Annotated in this window: 11 protein-coding genes; all 11 read left to right on the top strand. The window is 64.7% G+C overall.

All coding sequences use genetic code 11. The features are described from left to right. The first annotated feature begins 8 nt into the window (after positions 1-8). The 11 genes from KSS94_RS25325 to gspF all read left to right on the top strand — a co-directional run bounded on the left by KSS94_RS25325 (position 9) and on the right by gspF (position 17,988). On the top strand, positions 9-1,619 hold the full coding sequence (locus KSS94_RS25325; protein ID WP_217840757.1) for an AAA family ATPase: 1,611 nt from the start codon (positions 9-11) through the stop codon (positions 1,617-1,619). 374 nt (positions 1,620-1,993) lie between these two features. Then, on the top strand, positions 1,994-6,439 hold the full coding sequence (gene gltB, locus KSS94_RS25320) for a glutamate synthase large subunit (RefSeq protein WP_217840756.1): 4,446 nt from the start codon (positions 1,994-1,996) through the stop codon (positions 6,437-6,439). A 106-nt stretch (positions 6,440-6,545) separates the two neighbouring features. Continuing rightward, the gene (locus KSS94_RS25315; RefSeq protein WP_217840755.1) at positions 6,546-7,964 is read left to right on the top strand and encodes an FAD-dependent oxidoreductase; all 1,419 of its coding nucleotides are present in this window, start codon (positions 6,546-6,548) and stop codon (positions 7,962-7,964) included. Between the two features lie 289 nt (positions 7,965-8,253). Continuing rightward, positions 8,254-9,603, top strand: coding sequence for an amidase family protein (locus KSS94_RS25310; protein WP_225935819.1), 1,350 nt, complete (start codon positions 8,254-8,256; stop codon positions 9,601-9,603). A 137-nt stretch (positions 9,604-9,740) separates the two neighbouring features. After that, on the top strand, positions 9,741-10,805 hold the full coding sequence (gene hemE, locus KSS94_RS25305; protein WP_217840754.1) for a uroporphyrinogen decarboxylase: 1,065 nt from the start codon (positions 9,741-9,743) through the stop codon (positions 10,803-10,805). Between the two features lie 175 nt (positions 10,806-10,980). Continuing rightward, positions 10,981-12,450 (top strand): N-acetylglucosamine-binding protein GbpA, encoded by a 1,470-nt coding sequence (gene gbpA / locus KSS94_RS25300; RefSeq protein ID WP_217840753.1) that lies wholly within the window; start codon positions 10,981-10,983, stop codon positions 12,448-12,450. 53 nt (positions 12,451-12,503) lie between these two features. After that, entirely contained in the window at positions 12,504-13,016 is a 513-nt protein-coding gene (locus KSS94_RS25295; RefSeq protein WP_217840752.1) for a cytochrome b, read from the top strand. Between the two features lie 35 nt (positions 13,017-13,051). Continuing rightward, positions 13,052-13,507, top strand: a complete 456-nt coding sequence (locus KSS94_RS25290) for a type II secretion system protein N (protein ID WP_217840751.1) — start codon at positions 13,052-13,054, stop codon at positions 13,505-13,507. Continuing rightward, positions 13,507-15,321 (top strand): type II secretion system secretin GspD, encoded by a 1,815-nt coding sequence (gene gspD, locus KSS94_RS25285; RefSeq protein ID WP_217840750.1) that lies wholly within the window; start codon positions 13,507-13,509, stop codon positions 15,319-15,321. The genes KSS94_RS25290 and gspD overlap by 1 nt, the downstream gene beginning before the upstream one ends. Next, on the top strand, positions 15,318-16,781 hold the full coding sequence (gene gspE / locus KSS94_RS25280; protein WP_217840749.1) for a type II secretion system ATPase GspE: 1,464 nt from the start codon (positions 15,318-15,320) through the stop codon (positions 16,779-16,781). Before gspD ends, gspE begins: the two co-directional genes overlap by 4 nt. A gap of 1 nt (position 16,782) precedes the next feature. Beyond that, a complete protein-coding gene (gspF, locus tag KSS94_RS25275; RefSeq protein ID WP_217840748.1) occupies positions 16,783-17,988 on the top strand; it encodes a type II secretion system inner membrane protein GspF in 1,206 nt (401 codons plus the stop codon). Position 17,989: the final 1 nt, after the last annotated feature.

Below are 17,989 nucleotides of genomic sequence, written 5' to 3'. Positions count from 1 at the left end.
ACAACGCAATGAGCACTCTGCATGCCGATGAGGCGTTCCTCGAACATTATCAACTGACCCACGACCCGTTCGCCCCGCGGGTGCCGGGCTTCAAGTTCTTCCCGGCCCAGCGCAAGCCGGTGCTGGGCCAGCTGCACCACCTGGCGCGCTACAGCCAGTTGATGCTGGTGGTCACCGGCCCCGTGGGCAGTGGCAAGACCTTGCTGCGCCAGGCGCTGGTGGCCAGCACCAACAAGCAATCGGTGCAAAGCGTGGTGGTGTCCGCCCGCGGCGCTGCCGATGCGGCCAGCGTGCTCGGCCAGGTGGCACAGTCGCTCAACGTGGCCCAGCCTGAAGTGCAGGCGATCCTGTCGCAGGTGGTGCAGTTGGCGCTGACCGGCCAGGAAGTCTATTTGCTGGTGGACGATGCGGAACAACTCGACGAGTCGGCACTCCAAGCGTTGCTGGAGTTGGCGGCGGGCGTGGCCGAAGGCCGTCCGCACGTGTTCCTGTTCGGTGAGCCTTCGCTGATCGCCGGGCTCGATGAGCTCAGCATCGAGGAAGAGCGCTTCCACATCATCGAGCTTGCGCCTTACAGCGAGGAAGAAACCCGCGAGTACCTGGAGCAGCGCCTGGATGGTGCAGGCCGGGGCATCGAGGTGTTCACCCGCGAACAGATCGTCGACATCCACGAAAACTCCGACGGGTGGCCTGGCACCATCAACCAGGTCGCTCGCGATACCTTGATCGAAGCCATGATCGCCAGCCGGACCACGGCCAAGCGACCATCCATGGGGTTCAAAATGCCTAAGAAACACGTGCTTGCGCTGTCCGCTGTGGTCGTGGTCGCCGTTGGTGCTGCGGTACTGATGCCGAAGAAGGGCGACAAGGCGCCTAGCGAGGCGCCTGCCGCCCAGGCCCAACTGCCCTTGGGCCAGCAAGGTGGTGCGGCGCCGAACATCGAGTTCTCTGGTTCGTCGCAGCCGATGCCACTGCCGTTGGTCGGCCAGTCGCAGCCGGTGATGCGCGAACCGCTGGCTCAGGCTGCGGGCATGGGTGAAGGTGAAGAAAGCGGCCCGGCAGGCAACACGGCGCTGCAACCTGCCGCCCCTTCGACTGCGGTACCGCCAACCGTGACCACCATCGCGCCGCCACAAGGGGCTACGGCCAGCGCAGCGCCGGCACCGGCCCAGCCAGTGACCAACGCGCCGGTTGCGCCTGTGCAAAAGCCTGTAGCAACCCAGCCGGCCAAGCCGGTTGCGCCTGCCAAGCCGGCTGCGGCACCGACCCAGGTCGCCACTGCCAAGCCTGCCGCCAAGCCAGCCGAAAAACCGGCCGCCGGCGGCGCTGGCAACAGCAGCTGGTACGCCGGGCAAAAAGCCGGTAATTACGTGGTGCAGATCTTCGGCACCAGCTCCGAGGCGTCGGCCCAGGCCTTCGTCAAGGCGCAGGGTGGCGACTATCGCTACTTCCGCAAGAACCTGCAGGGCAAGCCGCTGTACGTGGTCACTTACGGCAACTTCGCCAACCGCGATGCAGCCGCTGCGGCAATCAAGAACTTGCCAGCCAAGGTCCAGGCTGGTAAACCTTGGCCACGAACCGTCGGCAGCGTCCAACAAGAGCTGGCCACGGCCCGCTGATACCTTCCGGGCGGCATCACCCCGCCGCCCAGTTGCCGAGCGACTTCCAGCTTTTCAACTAGCCTGCTGCGCCTGAGCGCGGCAGGCTTTTCTGTCCCAGACTGCCGGCCACAAGCCCTCTGTTGCAGTCATGGCTGAAACGCTTCACACTCGAGTCAAGCCGTACCACGGCTCATGGCGCAAAAACATTCAAAATTGCGACATAAATTTTCAATGGTGAGACATGAAAATTTGTGGGCGTCGCTGTCCCTGTGCAACAATGGTTTTCCATGGCCACCGCAAAAAAGCTGGCGTTTGATCGGCGTGGATGGTAAGTGGTTGTTAAAAAAGAGATTTGCCTCCGGCTGAGGGGCGAACCTGGTGAGAAAGTGTCTATGAAAACAGGTCTGTACCATCCCGAAGAATTCAAGGACAACTGTGGTTTTGGCCTGATCGCCCATATGACGGGCGAGCCAAGTCACCACCTTCTGCAAACCGCCATGCAGGCCCTGACCTGCATGACCCACCGCGGCGGTATCAACGCCGACGGCAAGACCGGTGACGGTTGTGGTCTGCTCATGCAGAAGCCCGATCAATTCCTGCGTGCCGTGGCCCAGGAACACTTCGCCGTCGAACTGCCCAAGCAGTACGCCGTCGGCATGGTGTTCTTCAACCAGGACCCGGTCAAAGCCGAAGCCGCCCGCGCCAACATGGACCGCGAGATCGTCAACGCCGGCCTGAAGCTGGTCGGCTGGCGCAAGGTGCCGATCGATACCAGCGTGCTCGGCCGCCTGGCGCTTGAGCGCCTGCCGCAGATCGAGCAGGTGTTCATCGGCGGTGAAGGCCTGAGCGATCAGGAATTCGCCATCAAGCTGTTCAGTGCCCGTCGCCGTTCGTCCGTGGCCAACGCCCACGACGCCGACCACTACATCTGCAGCTTCTCGCACAAGACCATCATCTACAAAGGCCTGATGATGCCGCGCGATCTGGCGGCCTTCTATCCGGACCTCGGTGACGAGCGCCTGCAAACCGCGATCTGCGTGTTCCACCAGCGCTTCTCCACCAATACCCTGCCGAAATGGCCGCTGGCCCAGCCATTCCGCTTCCTCGCCCACAACGGCGAGATCAACACCATCACCGGCAACCGCAACTGGGCCATGGCCCGTCGCACCAAGTTCGCCAACGACCAGATCCCCGACCTCGAAGAGCTCGGCCCGCTGGTCAACCGCGTCGGTTCCGACTCCTCGAGCATGGACAACATGCTCGAACTGATGGTCACCGGCGGCATCGACCTGTTCCGTGGCGTGCGCATGCTGGTACCGCCAGCCTGGCAGAACGTCGAGACCATGGACGCCGACCTGCGCGCCTTCTACGAATACAACTCCATGCACATGGAGCCGTGGGACGGCCCGGCCGGTATCGTCATGACCGAAGGCCGCCACGCGGTGTGCCTGCTCGACCGCAACGGCCTGCGCCCGGCACGTTGGGTGACCACCACCAACGGCTACATCACCATCGCCTCGGAAATCGGCGTGTGGGGCTACCAGCCTGATGAAGTGCTCGCCAAGGGCCGTGTCGGCCCGGGCCAGATCCTCGCCGTCGACACCGAGACCGGCCAGATCCTCGACACCGACGCCATCGACAACCGTCTGAAGTCGCGCCACCCATACAAGCGCTGGCTGCGTCAGCACGCCACGCGCATCCAGGCGACCCTGACCGACGACCAGGGCGTGGCCAGCTACGACGCCGACCAGCTCAAGCAATACATGAAGATGTTCCAGGTCACCTTCGAGGAGCGTGACCAGGTGCTGCGCCCACTGGGTGAGCAGGGCCAGGAAGCGGTCGGCTCCATGGGTGACGACACGCCGATGGCCGTGCTGTCGCAGCGCGTGCGTTCGCCGTACGACTTCTTCCGCCAGCAGTTCGCCCAGGTGACCAACCCGCCGATCGACCCGCTGCGCGAAGCGATCGTCATGTCGCTGGAAATCTGCCTGGGCGCCGAGCGCAACATCTTCCAGGAATCCCCCGAGCACGCCTCGCGGGTGATCCTCAGCTCGCCGGTCATCTCGCCTGCCAAGTGGCGCTCGCTGATGAACCTGGAGCGCGAAGGCTTCGACCGTCAGCTGATCGACCTCAACTACGACGAAAGCGTCGGCCTGGAAGCGGCCGTGCGCAACATCGCCGACCAGGCCGAAGAGGCCGTGCGCGCTGGCAAGACCCAACTGGTGCTGAGCGACCGCTACATCGCCCCGGGCAAGCTGCCGGTGCACGCGTCGCTGGCCGTCGGCGCGGTGCACCACCGCCTCACCGAACAGGGCCTGCGCTGCGACAGCAACATCCTGGTCGAGACCGCCACCGCCCGCGACCCGCACCACTTCGCCGTGCTGCTGGGCTTCGGTGCCTCGGCCGTGTACCCGTACCTGGCCTACGAAGTGCTGGCCGACCTGATCCGCACCGGCGAAGTGCTGGGCGACCTGGACGAAGTCTTCAAGTACTACCGCAAAGGCATCTCCAAGGGCCTGCTGAAGATCCTGTCGAAGATGGGCATCTCCACCATCGCCTCGTACCGCGGCGCGCAGCTGTTCGAAGCCATTGGCCTGGCCGAGGAAGTGGTCGGCCTGAGCTTCAAGGGCGTGTCCAGCCGCATCAAGGGCGCGCGCTTCGTCGATCTTGAAAGTGATCAGAAGCTGCTGGCTGCCGAAGCCTGGAGCGCGCGCAAGCCGATCCAGCAAGGTGGCCTGCTGAAGTTCGTCCACGGTGGCGAATACCACGCCTACAACCCGGATGTGGTCAACACCCTGCAGGCCGCCGTGCAGCAGGGCGACTACGCCAAGTTCAAGGAATACACCACGCTGGTCGACCAGCGCCCGGTGTCGATGATCCGCGACCTGCTCAAGGTCAAGGTGGCCGACCAGGCCCTGCCGCTGGAGCAGGTCGAACCGCTGGAGGCCATCCTCAAGCGCTTCGACTCCGCCGGTATCTCGCTGGGTGCACTATCGCCAGAAGCCCACGAGGCCCTGGCCGAGGCGATGAACCGCCTGGGCGCGCGCTCCAACTCCGGTGAGGGCGGTGAAGACCCGTCGCGCTACGGCACCATCCGCAGCTCGAAGATCAAGCAGGTGGCCACCGGCCGCTTTGGCGTGACCCCGGAATACCTGGTCAACGCCGAAGTGCTGCAGATCAAGGTTGCCCAGGGCGCCAAGCCCGGCGAAGGCGGCCAGCTGCCAGGCGGCAAGGTCAACGGCCTGATCGCCAAGCTGCGCTATGCGGTACCGGGTGTGACCCTGATCTCGCCACCGCCGCACCACGACATCTACTCGATCGAAGACCTGGCCCAGCTGATCTACGACCTCAAGCAGGTCAACCCGCAGGCCCTGGTATCGGTCAAGCTGGTGGCAGAAGCCGGTGTCGGCACCATCGCCGCCGGTGTGGCCAAGGCTTATGCCGACCTGATCACCATCTCCGGCTACGACGGTGGCACCGGCGCTTCGCCGCTGACCTCGATCAAGTACGCCGGCGCGCCGTGGGAGCTGGGCCTGGCCGAAACCCACCAGACCCTGCGCGGCAACGACCTGCGCGGCAAGGTGCGGGTACAGACCGATGGCGGCCTGAAAACCGGCCTGGACGTGATCAAGGCCGCCATCCTCGGCGCCGAGAGCTTCGGCTTCGGCACCGCGCCAATGATCGCCCTGGGCTGCAAGTACCTGCGCATCTGCCACCTGAACAACTGCGCCACTGGCGTAGCCACGCAGAACGACAAGCTGCGCAAGGACCACTACATCGGTACCGTCGACATGGTGATCAACTTCTTCACCTTCGTCGCCGAAGAGACCCGCGAGTGGCTGGCCAAGCTGGGCGTGCGCAGCCTCGGCGAGCTGATCGGCCGTACCGACCTGCTCGACGTGCTGCCAGGTGACACCGAGCGCCAGCAGTACCTCGACCTGTCGCCACTGCTGGGCAGCTCGCACATTCCGGCCGACAAGCCGCAGTTCTGCGAAGTGGACAAGAATCCGCCGTTCGACAAGGGCGAGCTGGCCGAGAAAATGGTCGAGATGGCCCTGGCGGCGATCCGCGACCAGGCCGGTGGCGAGTTCAGCCTCGACATCTGCAACTGCGACCGTTCCATCGGTGCCCGTATCTCTGGCGAAATCGCCAAGCTGTACGGCAACCAGGGCATGGCCGCCAAGCCGATCACCTTCCGCTTCAAGGGCACTGCCGGGCAGAGCTTCGGCGTGTGGAACGCCGGTGGCCTGAACCTGCACCTGGAAGGCGATGCCAACGACTACGTCGGCAAGGGCATGACCGGCGGCAAGGTGACCATCGTGCCACCGGCCGGCAGCCCGTTCGAAACCCAGCACAGCGCCATCGTCGGCAACACCTGCCTGTACGGCGCCACTGGCGGCAAGCTGTTCGCCGCCGGTACCGCTGGCGAGCGCTTCGCTGTACGTAACTCCGGCGCCCACGCTGTGGTCGAGGGCACCGGCGATCACTGCTGTGAATACATGACCGGCGGCTTTGTCTGCGTATTGGGCAAGACCGGTTACAACTTCGGTTCTGGCATGACTGGCGGCTTCGCCTACGTGCTCGACATGGACAACACCTTCGTCGACAAACTCAACCATGAGCTGGTGGAAATCCAGCGCATCAGTGGTGAGGCGATGGAGGCCTACCGCAGCCACCTGGCGCGGGTCCTGGGCGAGTACGTCGAAGAAACCGGCAGTGAGTGGGGGCGTGAGCTCTTCGAGAACCTGGACGACTACGTGCGGCGCTTCTGGCTGGTCAAGCCCAAGGCGGCCAACCTCAAGCAACTGCTGTCCAGCACCCGTGCCAACCCGCAGTAACAACAGCTGCAAGTGGCAGGCCCCGTGCGCGGTGCCTGCCCGGCTCAAGTGATCGTCTTGCAGCTTGCGGCTGATGCCGGCAACTGCGGTAAAGAGGTTTTGAAAAATGGCTGAACGTCTGAACAACGACTTCCAGTTCATCGAAGTGGGCCGCAAGGACCCGAAGAAAAAACTGCTGCGCCAGCGCAAGAAGGAGTTCGTCGAAATCTACGAACCCTTCAAGCCGCAGCAGTCCGTCGAGCAGGCACACCGCTGCCTGGGCTGCGGCAACCCGTACTGCGAGTGGAAGTGCCCGGTACACAACTTCATCCCCAACTGGCTGAAGCTGGTGTCCGAGGGCAACATCCTGGCTGCGGCCGAGCTTTCGCACCAGACCAACACCCTGCCCGAAGTGTGCGGCCGCGTGTGCCCGCAGGACCGCCTGTGCGAAGGTGCCTGCACCCTCAACGACGGCTTCGGTGCGGTGACCATCGGCTCGGTGGAGAAGTACATCACCGACACCGCCTTCGCCATGGGCTGGCGCCCGGACATGTCCAAGGTCAAGCCCACCGGCAAGCGCGTCGCCATCATCGGCGCAGGCCCGGCGGGCCTGGGCTGCGCCGACGTGCTGGTGCGTGGCGGCGTGACCCCGGTGGTGTTCGACAAGAACCCCGAGATCGGTGGCCTGCTGACCTTCGGCATCCCCGAGTTCAAGCTGGAAAAGACCGTGCTCAGCAACCGCCGCGAAGTGTTCACCGGCATGGGCATCGAGTTCCGCCTGAATACCGAGGTGGGCAAGGACATCAGCATGGAACAACTGCTCGCCGAGTACGACGCCGTGTTCATGGGCATGGGTACCTACACCTACATGAAGGGCGGCTTCCCCGGTGAGGACCTGCCCGGCGTGCACGATGCGCTGGACTTCCTGATCGCCAACGTCAACCGCAACCTGGGCTTCGAAAAGTCGCCGGAAGACTTCGTCGACATGCAGGGCAAGAAGGTCGTGGTGCTGGGTGGTGGCGACACGGCGATGGACTGCAACCGCACCTCGATCCGCCAGGGCGCAAAGTCGGTGACCTGCGCCTATCGCCGCGACGAGGCCAACATGCCGGGCTCGCGCAAAGAGGTGAAGAACGCCAAGGAAGAAGGCGTGAAGTTCCTCTACAACCGCCAGCCCATCGCCATCGTCGGTGAGGACAAGGTCGAAGGCGTGAAGGTGGTCGAGACCCGTCTCGGCGAGCCGGATGCCCGTGGCCGCCGCAGCCCCGAGCCGATCCCGGGCTCCGAGGAGATCCTTCCGGCCGATGCCGTGGTGATCGCTTTCGGCTTCCGCCCAAGCCCGGCGCCGTGGTTCGAGCAGCATGGTATCCAGCTGGACAGCCAGGGCCGCGTGGTGGCGCCAGAGAAGGCCAGGTTCAAGCACCAGACCAGCAACCCGAAAGTGTTCGCCGGTGGCGACATGGTGCGCGGTTCGGACCTGGTGGTGACGGCGATCTTTGAAGGCCGCAACGCCGCTGAAGGCATCCTCGACTACCTGGAGATTTGACCCCGGTACCGCGCGTCAAGGCGCGCGGTCGGCAGCATGGAAGGCTGTCTGTCTGCTGCCAGCGTCGCTGATCTTCAAGACTGGGCCACTGCACAAGCAGTGACCTATCTCAGTCGAGGACAGTGACATGCACAAGCTGACACCTATGTTGATCATCGCCGGCTTATGGCTGGCAGGCACCCAAAGCGCCCATGCAGAGCCCGGTTCATCGTTCGATGGGCCGGGCTTTGCTTCTTTGATTCCACCCGATGCGAACGACTTCGCAAGCGCTCGCGAACTGCAAGAACGCATGGCGTCAGGCACTGTCACCTCGGTGCAGCTGGTCGAGCGGGGGCTGGCCCGCATTGACGCGCTGGACCGCCAGGGGCCTGGGCTCAATGCGGTCGTCGAGATCAACCCCGATGCCCTGGCTATCGCTGCCACCCTTGACCAGGAGCGCGCCGCAGGCGTGGTGCGCGGCCCCCTGCATGGCCTGCCGGTGCTGCTCAAGGACAATGTCGACACTGCTGACTCGATGCAGACCAGCAGTGGTTCCCTGGCGCTGGTAGGGCAACCTGCGCTTGAAGATGCAGCCGTCGTCCAACACCTGCGCCAAGCCGGAGCCGTGGTGCTGGGCAAGGCCAATGGTGCCGAGCTGGCCGGGTTTCGGGACTGGGCCATCCCGCTGGGTTGGAGCGGGCGAGGCGGCCAGGTACGCAACCCTTGGGGGCTGGACCTTCCCGTTTGCGGGTCGAGCGCAGGCCCGGCGGCGGCGCTTGCGGCAGGCTTCGCACCGCTATCGGTGGGTACCGAGACCAACGGCTCGATCATCTGCCCTGCCTACGCCAACCTGGTTGTGGGCCTGCGTCCCACCCTCGGGCTGCTGAGCCAGGCCGGGCTGGTACCCCTGTCGAGCTGGCAGGATACGCCTGGGCCGATGGCCCGCTCGGTCAGCGATGTCGCCCTGCTGCTAGGCGCGATGGGCCCGACCGATGGGCCTGGCGTGACGGCGTCGCCAAGTACCGATTACCTTGGGCAACTCGACGGCGATGCGCTTCAAGGCAAGCGCCTGGGGTACCCGCTGCACCGCTGGGACGGTTCGCTGACTATCGAACACCCGCATTTCAGCAGGCTGGCAGCGGTGCTCGAAGGCGCGGGGGCGACGCTGGTGCCCATCCCCATGGTGATTCCGAACCTGTTCAGCGAACAGCTGGCGGTGTTGAGCTATGACATCAAGCGTGAGCTTGGGCGTTACCTGCGTGCAAGGCCAGGCATCGAGGCGCGAAGCCTTGCCGATGTCATTGCCCATAACCGGGAGAACCCAGGGCCGGAAGGCTACGGGCAGCAATTGCTCGAAGATGCCCAGGCCCTGGAGTTTGACGAGCCCGCCTACCGGCGTGCGGCTGACAAACTGCGGGGCGATAGCCGGATGTTGCTCGACAACGCCACTGCCCAGCATGTGCTGGATGCCTTGCTCGACCTGCCCGATGGCGGCTTGCGCGGTGTTGGGGCGCAGGCAGGCTACCCGGGTTTGAACGTGCCCGCGGGGCTCGACGAGGCTGGGCAGCCAGTGGGGCTGTATTTTTCCGGTTTGCCGTTCAGCGAGGCGTCGCTGTTGTCGATGGGGTTCGCCTTCGAGCAGGCGCTGGGGACGCGCTAGTCGGCACAGGAACTTTCAAGTTTGTATACAAAATCTATTGACCTAGCGCATACCGATAGACAAAAGGCACGGCAAACAGCCGTGCCTTTTCTGTGTGCGTCTGAGAAAATGCCCGCACTTTTTTTCCGGATGCCGACATGACTGCCCTGAAGAACGATCGTTTCCTGCGTGCGCTGCTCAAGCAACCCGTAGACGTCACCCCGGTCTGGATGATGCGCCAGGCCGGCCGCTACCTGCCGGAGTACCGTGCCAGCCGCGCCAAGGCCGGCGACTTCATGAGCCTGTGCATGAACCCGCAGTTCGCCTGCGAGGTCACCCTGCAGCCGCTCGAGCGCTACCCGCTGGACGCCGCGATCCTGTTCTCGGACATCCTCACCATCCCAGATGCCATGGGCCAGGGCCTGTACTTCGAAACCGGCGAGGGCCCGCGCTTCAAGAAGGTCATCAGCACCCTGGCCGACATCGAGGCGCTGCCGATCCCCGACCCGCAGAAAGACCTGGGCTATGTGATGGACGCCGTCAGCACCATCCGCCGCGAGCTCAACGGCCGCGTGCCGCTGATCGGTTTCTCCGGCAGCCCCTGGACCCTGGCCACTTACATGGTCGAGGGCGGCTCGTCGAAGGATTTCCGCAAGACCAAGGCCATGGCGTACGACAACCCCGAGGCCCTGCACCTGCTGCTGGATAAACTCGCCCAGTCGGTTACCAGCTACCTCAACGGGCAGATCCTTGCCGGTGCGCAAGCGGTGCAGATCTTCGACACCTGGGGTGGCAACCTCTCGGCGGCGGCCTACCAGGAGTTCTCGCTCAACTACATGCGCAAGATCGTTAGCGGCCTGATTCGAGAGCACGAAGGGCGCAAGGTGCCGGTCATCCTCTTCACCAAGAACGGCGGCATGTGGCTGGAGAGCATCGCCGAGGCCGGTGCCGACGCACTGGGCCTGGACTGGACCTGCGAAATTGGCGACGCCCGTCGCCGCGTCGGTGACAAGGTGGCCCTGCAAGGCAACATGGACCCGACCGTGCTGTACGCCAAGCCCGAAGCCATCCGCAAGGAAGTGGCGCGCATTCTGGCCAGCTACGGCAAGGGCACCGGCCATGTGTTCAACCTCGGCCACGGCATTACCCCGGAAGTCGACCCCGAGCACGCCGGCGTGTTCATCAACGCTGTGCACGAGTTGTCGGCGCAATACCACGCTTGACCCGCAGCGTGCGTTCCCGCCAGGCCGCAATGGCCTGGCGAAGCATGCGCCCTCAGGAAATTTCCCGCAAAGCTTGGGTTTTTTCCGCTACAGCGGCATCTAACCCCTCTCTACTCTGCTTTTTTCGCCAGCCACATCGTTTTTCGAGGCTGGTAAATTCAAGAGTGGAGTTGCCATGAACAAAGGAAATGCAACGAGCAAGGGGCTGCTTACCGGCAGCCTGCTGACCGCTATTGCCGCAACAGCAAGCCTGCCGCAGCTGGTACATGCGCACGGCTATGTCAGTGACCCGCCGTCGCGCGCCTATGCCTGCAAGCTGGGCCTGAACCAGCAATGTGGCGCGGCCCAGTATGAGCCACAGAGTGTGGGCGAAATTACCAAGGGGTTCCCCGTTGGCGGGCCGGTGGACGGCAAGCTAGCCAGTGGTGGTAACCCTAGCCGCCCCGACTTCGCGCCGCTGGATGAACAGTCCGCTAGCCGCTGGCACCTGACCCCGATTACCTCCCGTGACATTGCGTTCGACTGGTATTACACCGTCGGTCACCCAGCGACCAAGTTCGAGTACTTCATCACCAAGGCCGGCTGGAATCCTAACGAGCCATTGTCGCGCGCCGCATTCGAGCTGACGCCGTTCTGCTTCGTGGATGGCAAGGGCGAGAAGCCCGGTCACGGCGACCAGGAAGGCCCGGCGCGCGAGAAGCACCATTGCACGTTGCCCGCAGACCGCAACGGCCAGCATGTCATCCTCGGCATCTGGACTGTGGATGATACGGCCAACGCCTTCCACAACGTCATGGACGTCGACATCCAGATCGAAGGCGGTACGCCCGAGTGGCCGCGGGTCGGCAATATCACGCCGCACCGTGACCTGCGCCAGGGCGACAAGGTCAAGGCGCGTGCCTTCATCGGCACCACCGAAAGTGCGCAACACAGCGTAAGCATCAGCATCGACAATGCGCAGGACGGTATCGGCGGCAACTGGTCGCACAAGCTGGCCAAGCACATCAACGAAACTCAGCCTTTGGTCAAGGCCGGCCAGGTCGATGCGCAAGGCAACATTCGCCCGGTCGTGGGTGCCAACCTGATCTTCGCCAAGGCCGCCAGCGGCGTGACCAGCTACCAGCTGGATTTCGAAACCAAGCCAATCGATGACGCCTACCTGCACCTGCATGGCATCAAGCCCGAGTACGTGCTCAAGGAGGGCCAGGGCACGATCGATTTCAGCGTCATGACCAACCGCAAGCTGCAGGTCACATCGCAGCTGTTCGATCAGCAGAACCAGCAGGTCGGCCACACCAGCCAGCTGGTCGATGCCAGCACTGCGCCGGTTGCCCTCGAGGCGTCCTCCCGTGCCGGCAAGCACCTGCTCAAGGTGGTGGGCGTGGATGGTGACAAGCGTGTGGTGCTGCAGGAGGAGCGCGAGGTTAGCCTGCTCGATGCCGGCAACACTGAGCACGACTACGTCTTCCCGCAGTCGATCGAGACCTACAAGGCCGGCACTCTGGTGCTGCAGGGCAAGACCGGTGAAGTCTTCGAGTGCAAGCCGTTCCCGGTCGAGGGCTGGTGCCGCATCTACTCGCCGAACGCCAACCAGTACGAGCCTGGGGTAGGTAGCCACTGGCAGGACGCCTGGATCAAGCACTGAACAAGTGCACCGGTGCCGCCTGCGGGCGGCACCGGTTTGCGGAAACACATCCCATGCACGTTGAAAAATATCGCTGGCAGCAGGCCTTGCTCCACTGGGCCTCTGCTGCGCTCATTCTTTGGGTACTGATCAGCGGCTTTGTCGTCGCCCATTTCGAAGTGGCGCCTCGCACCTTCGACCTGGTCTCGTTTGCCAACGTCGCCCTCAGTACGCTCTACATTCCGGTTTTCTTGCTGCGCTGGGTGCTGCACCTGCGCTGGAGCAAGCCGGTGCACCTGCACCATGACCGGTTGATGCGATGTGTGGCAGCGCTGGTTCACGAAGGCCTCTACGCAGTGACCGGGTTCGTCCTGTTGTCGGGCGTACTGATGATGACGCGCGAGATCGACGTGTTCGGCTGGTTCGCCATTGCGCCGCTGCTCAGCGACTCAGGCTGGCAGGCGCTGTGGTTCACCCTGCACATCATTGCCTGTGTGGTGCTTGTCATGTTGCTGGTGATGCACATTGGCGCCGTGATGATGCACGAGCTGCTGGGGCGGCGTGTGCTGCGCAGGATGCTGCCCTGAGCTCCCCGCTGCGGATAGCCGGCTGGCTTGCGCCGTTGTTGCTGACGGGCGGGCTGCTGCTGGTTGGCGAACTGCGCCATCGCGCTGCTGCCGAGCCGATGCAAACGATGCCGGTGGTACCAGCGCAAGCTCTCCCCCAGCCACTGGCAACCCAGGCATTGACCTTGGCCTTAGGTATTCGCCCGGCTGACCCGTCGGCCAGCCAATTGGCGCTTACCCTCAAGGCCTGCTTCACCTCCAGCCTTGGCGAGTCGCGGGCGCTGGTGGCCAGCGCTGATGGCCAGGCGATCTACCGTGTCGGCGATGAGTTGCCTGGTGGCGCCAGGCTCCGACAGGTCGACAAGCAGTCCGTCACGCTTTGGTTCAACGGCGCCGAGCAGCGGCTGAACCTGGTTGCTGACGGGCAATCGGTACTGCGTCCTGTCGCTTCCGGTGAGGCCGGCCCAACTCCCTCTCTCCCTTCACCGCGCTTGCTGCGCGAGGTGCCCTGATGTTCAACCACTACCTGCGCGCGGCCTCGCTGGGCGCCTGCATTGGCCTGGTCACGCTGCCCGCCTGGGCCCAATCGCCCACCTGGCAGCTGGCGATGAGTGATGCCGACATTCGCGATGTGGTCCGTGAAGTGGGGCAGATCCTCGATCAGACCATCATCCTCGACCCGCGCGTGCAGGGGCGGATCACCGTGCTGTCCAGCGAGGAGCTCGAACGCGAGGGGATTCGCCGGCTGTTCTATTCGGTGCTCAATGCCCAGGGTTTCGCGGCCGTGAATGACGGCGACCGTTTGCTGGTGCTGCCGGCCAGTGAGGCCAAGGCCTGGGCCAACCAGCAGGTCGAGGCCATCCCGGCGGCATTCACCACCCGGGTGTTCAGCCTGTCGGGCAGCAAGGCCGCCGACCTCGCCGGTCTGCTCAGGCCGCTGGTGTCGGGCAATGGCTACATTGGCCCGTCCAGTTCGGCCAACGCCTTGGTGGTGACCGACTCGGCAGCCAATCTGGACCGCATCCAGGCGCTGGTCCGCCAGCTGGACAGCGGCCAGCAGCACGACCACGAGCTGGTCGGCCTGCGCAGGGCCCAGGTCAGTGACGTGCTGCCGGTGATCGAGGCCGCCGCTGGGGGGGCTGACAGCGGCGTGCGCGTGCTGGGCGATGCGCGCAGCAATCGCTTGCTCATTCTCGGGCCGGCCACGTTACGCAAGCGCATGGCGCAGATGGCCCGATCACTCGACGTACCGCCGGCAGTCACTTCGCAGAACTGGCGGGTGGTGCGCTTGCAGCACTCCAATGCCGAGCAGTTGGCCGAAGTTCTGGCAGACGTGGGCAAGCGCCTGGGGGCCAAGCCGTCGCCCGACAACCTGGAAAGCGCAGCCCTTGGCCAGGCCGTGATCAAGGCAGACAGCAGCCAGAACGCCCTGGTGCTGTTGGGCACGCCTGAAACCCTGACCAGCGTGGTACGCATCGTCGAGCAGCTCGATCAACCGCGCGCCCAGGTGCTCATTCATGCGGCAATCGTCGAGGTCAGCGGTGACATCAGCGAAGCGCTGGGGCTGCAGTGGGGCATCGACCGTGGCAGCCTAAAGGGCGGGGTCAGCTTCCCGGAAAGCAGCATCTCGCTGCCCGATATGCTTGGCGGCAAGGTTACCTTGCCCGCCGGCGCCGCCCTGGCCGCAGGCTCGGACCGTTTCGCCGTGCTGGTGTCGGCGCTGGCCAGCAACAGCCGCAGCAACCTGCTCTCCACCCCCAGCCTGCTGACCTTGGACAACCAGGAAGCGCACATTCTGGTGGGCCAGAACGTGCCGTTCAAAACCGGCTCCTACACCACCTCCGGCAGCGGCGCAGACAACCCGTTCACCACCGTCGAGCGCAAGGACGTGGGCATCAGCCTCAAGGTTCGGCCCTACATCAACGAGGGGCGCAGCCTGCGCCTGGAGGTCGAACAGGAAAGTTCGGAGGTGGTGCCCAGCGCCCTGGAAGACGACCTGATCACCAACAAACGCTCGCTCAAGAGCACCATCCTGGCCGAAGACGGCGAGATCATCGTGATCGGCGGCCTGATCAAGGACAGCACCAAGACCGAGCAGCGCGGGGTCCCGGGCCTGAGCCGCCTGCCACTGATCGGGGCGTTGTTCCGTTGGAACCGGGAAACCCAGGAAAAGACCAACCTCATGGTCTTTTTGCGCCCCACCGTGCTGCGCAGCCAGGCGCAACTGATCGAGCAGGGCGAGCGTGCCTGGCGTGACCTGCGCGAGGCGCCCACCAGCGGCCTGCCCCAGGACGCCCGGCAACTGTTCGAGGGGCCCCGGCCGTGACCCAGGTGTTGCCCTTCGGTTTTGCCAGGCGTCACGGCATCCTGCTCGATGACCAGGCTGCCGTGCCAGCCTGGCTGGTGCGCGAAGGGGCGCATTTGCAGGCGTTCTCGGAAGCCTGCCGCATGGCAGGCAGTGGCTGGCCGGTGCGCCAGGTCGATGAGGCTGGCTTTGCCGAGCGCCTGGCGGTTTGTTATGGCAACACCCAGGATGCCGCCGAGACCGTGGTCCAGGGGCTCGGCCAGAGCATCGACCTGGAACGGCTGGCCGAGACCCTGCCGCAAGCCAGCGACTTGCTTGAGCAGCAGGACGACGCACCGATCATCCGCCTGCTCAACGCATTGCTGAGCGAAGCGGTTCAGGCCCGGGCATCGGACATCCACCTGGAAACCTTCGAGCAGCAGTTGCGCGTGCGCATGCGTATCGACGGGGTGATGCGTGAAGTACTGAGCCCGCCACGGGCATTGGCCGCGTTGCTGGTATCGCGAATCAAGGTCATGGCTCGCCTGGACATCGCCGAGCGCCGTGTACCGCAGGACGGGCGTATCAGCCTGCGCCTGGCAGGGCACGAGGTGGATGTGCGGGTTTCCACCCTGCCGGCGGCCCATGGCGAGCGCGTGGTGCTGCGGCTATTGGACAAGCAGGCAGTACGCCTGGATATCGAGCACATGGCCATGCAACCTGCGGCCCGTGCAGGCTTCGAGCACATGCTGGCGCGCCCGCACGGCATCTTCCTGGTCACCGGCCCCACCGGTTCGGGCAAGACCACCACCCTGTACACCGCACTGGCGCAACTGAACCAGGCCACCCGCAACATCCTCACCGTCGAGGACCCGATCGAATATCACCTGCCCGGCATCGGCCAGACCCAGGTCAACGGCAAGGTCGACATGACCTTTGCCCGTGGCCTGCGCGCGATCCTGCGCCAAGACCCGGACGTGGTCATGGTCGGTGAGATCCGCGACCGGGAAACTGCGGATGTGGCGGTACAGGCCTCGCTGACCGGGCATCTGGTGCTGTCGACCTTGCACACCAACAGCGCCCTGGGCGCCATCACCCGCCTGGCCGACATGGGTATCGACACTTGTCTGCTGGCCTCGTCGCTGGCGGGGGTCATGGCCCAGCGCCTGGTACGCAGGTTGTGCCCCCAGTGCAAGCTCGCCTGCCCGCTGGACCCGGCGGCAGCCCAAGTGCTGGGCGTGGCCGTTGATGCATCGACATGCCTGTACACCGCACAGGGCTGCGAGCAATGCCAGCAGGGCTACAGCGGTCGCCTGGCGTTGCACGAGATGGTGCTGGTGACACCGGACCTGGCCCAGGCCATCCATGCCAAGGCCTCTGAGGCGCAGATGCTGGCGTTGATTCGCCAGGGTGCTGCAAGCCTGTTCGAGCATGGCGTGCAGCGCGTGCTGCAAGGCGAGACCAGCGTGGCGGAACTACTGCGTGTGGCCGGGCAGGATTGACATGGCCTCATTCAGGTACCGCGCTCTCGATCGGCAACAGCGCGCGCAACGCGGCAGGCTCGAGGCTGTTGATGCGCGGCAGGCGCGCCAGCAATTGCGTGAGCGCGGCTGGCAAGTGTTGCAGCTGCGCCCGGCAGGGGTTGCCCTGCTGACAAGGCTCACCCCTCATGGGCGGTTGGGGGGGCTGCAGCGTTCATTGCTGACCCGACAACTGGCCACCTTGCTGCACGCGGGCATGCCCTTGGCCGAGGCGCTGGAGGCACTTTCCGGGCAGAGCAACCAACGCCAGGTGCGTCAGGTGATGCGTGGGGTAGCGGCACGGGTTGCAGAGGGCAATGCCTTGACCGATGCCCTGGCCCATTACCCAGCGGCTTTCCCTGTCGTCTATCGGGCCACGGTAGCTGCGGCCGAGCGCTCCGGGCATTTGGCCGAGGTGTTCGAGCGCCTGGCCGAGCATGGCGAGCAGCAGCAAACCACGCGTCAGAAAGTTCAGCTGGCCATGGTCTACCCGCTGATCCTGCTGGGCGTCTCGATACTGGTGGTGGGGTTCCTGCTGGGCTTCGTGGTGCCCGACGTGGTGCAGGCTTTTGCCCGGGACCAAGCCACCTTGCCTACTCCAACCCGGGTGTTGATTGCCTTGAGCGACGCGGTGCGCCACCACGGGCTGCTGACCCTGGTAGTGCTCGCCCTGGCCGGGGCGCTGCTGGCTGGCGTACTGCGTCATCCGGCACGCCGTCGGCAATGGCACCTCCTCGTACTGCGTGTGCCGCTGTATGGCGACTTTGTCCGTGCCCGTGATGCCGCGCGCTTTGCCAGCACCCTGGCGATCCTTGGGCGCAGTGGCGTGGCGCTGGTCGAGGCGCTGCAGATCGGCGCCTCGGTGGTCGGCAACCTGCTATTGCGCGAGCGGCTGCAAGCTGCCGCCGGCGAACTGGCCGAAGGCGCCAGCCTGGCCAGCAGCCTGGGGCGCAGCGCTGCCTTGCCGGCGCTGATGTTGCACATGATCGCCAGCGGCGAACGGTCCGGCGAGCTGGACAGCATGCTCGAACGCGCCGCCGACCTTCAGGAAAAACACCTCGCCGCGCGGGTCGCGTTGCTGATGAGCCTGTGCGAACCGCTGATGTTGCTGGTGATGGGCGGCATCGTGCTGTTCATCGTGCTGGCCATCCTGCTGCCGATCCTCAACCTCAACCAACTGGTGACCTGAC

The sequence above is a fragment of the Pseudomonas fakonensis genome, assembly GCF_019139895.1.
Classification (GTDB): domain Bacteria; phylum Pseudomonadota; class Gammaproteobacteria; order Pseudomonadales; family Pseudomonadaceae; genus Aquipseudomonas; species Aquipseudomonas fakonensis.
The sequence above is the reverse complement of the archived record's forward strand: the minus strand, read 5'-3'. Positions and strand labels throughout refer to the sequence as shown.

Coding starts and splice junctions, on each gene's coding strand:
- KSS94_RS25325 (WP_217840757.1), top strand. CDS start 9: ATGAGCACTCTGCATGCCGATGAGGCGTTCCTCGAACATTATCAACTG.
- gltB (WP_217840756.1), top strand. CDS start 1,994: ATGAAAACAGGTCTGTACCATCCCGAAGAATTCAAGGACAACTGTGGT.
- KSS94_RS25315 (WP_217840755.1), top strand. CDS start 6,546: ATGGCTGAACGTCTGAACAACGACTTCCAGTTCATCGAAGTGGGCCGC.
- KSS94_RS25310 (WP_225935819.1), top strand. CDS start 8,254: ATGGCGTCAGGCACTGTCACCTCGGTGCAGCTGGTCGAGCGGGGGCTG.
- hemE (WP_217840754.1), top strand. CDS start 9,741: ATGACTGCCCTGAAGAACGATCGTTTCCTGCGTGCGCTGCTCAAGCAA.
- gbpA (WP_217840753.1), top strand. CDS start 10,981: ATGAACAAAGGAAATGCAACGAGCAAGGGGCTGCTTACCGGCAGCCTG.
- KSS94_RS25295 (WP_217840752.1), top strand. CDS start 12,504: ATGCACGTTGAAAAATATCGCTGGCAGCAGGCCTTGCTCCACTGGGCC.
- gspD (WP_217840750.1), top strand. CDS start 13,507: ATGTTCAACCACTACCTGCGCGCGGCCTCGCTGGGCGCCTGCATTGGC.
- gspF (WP_217840748.1), top strand. CDS start 16,783: ATGGCCTCATTCAGGTACCGCGCTCTCGATCGGCAACAGCGCGCGCAA.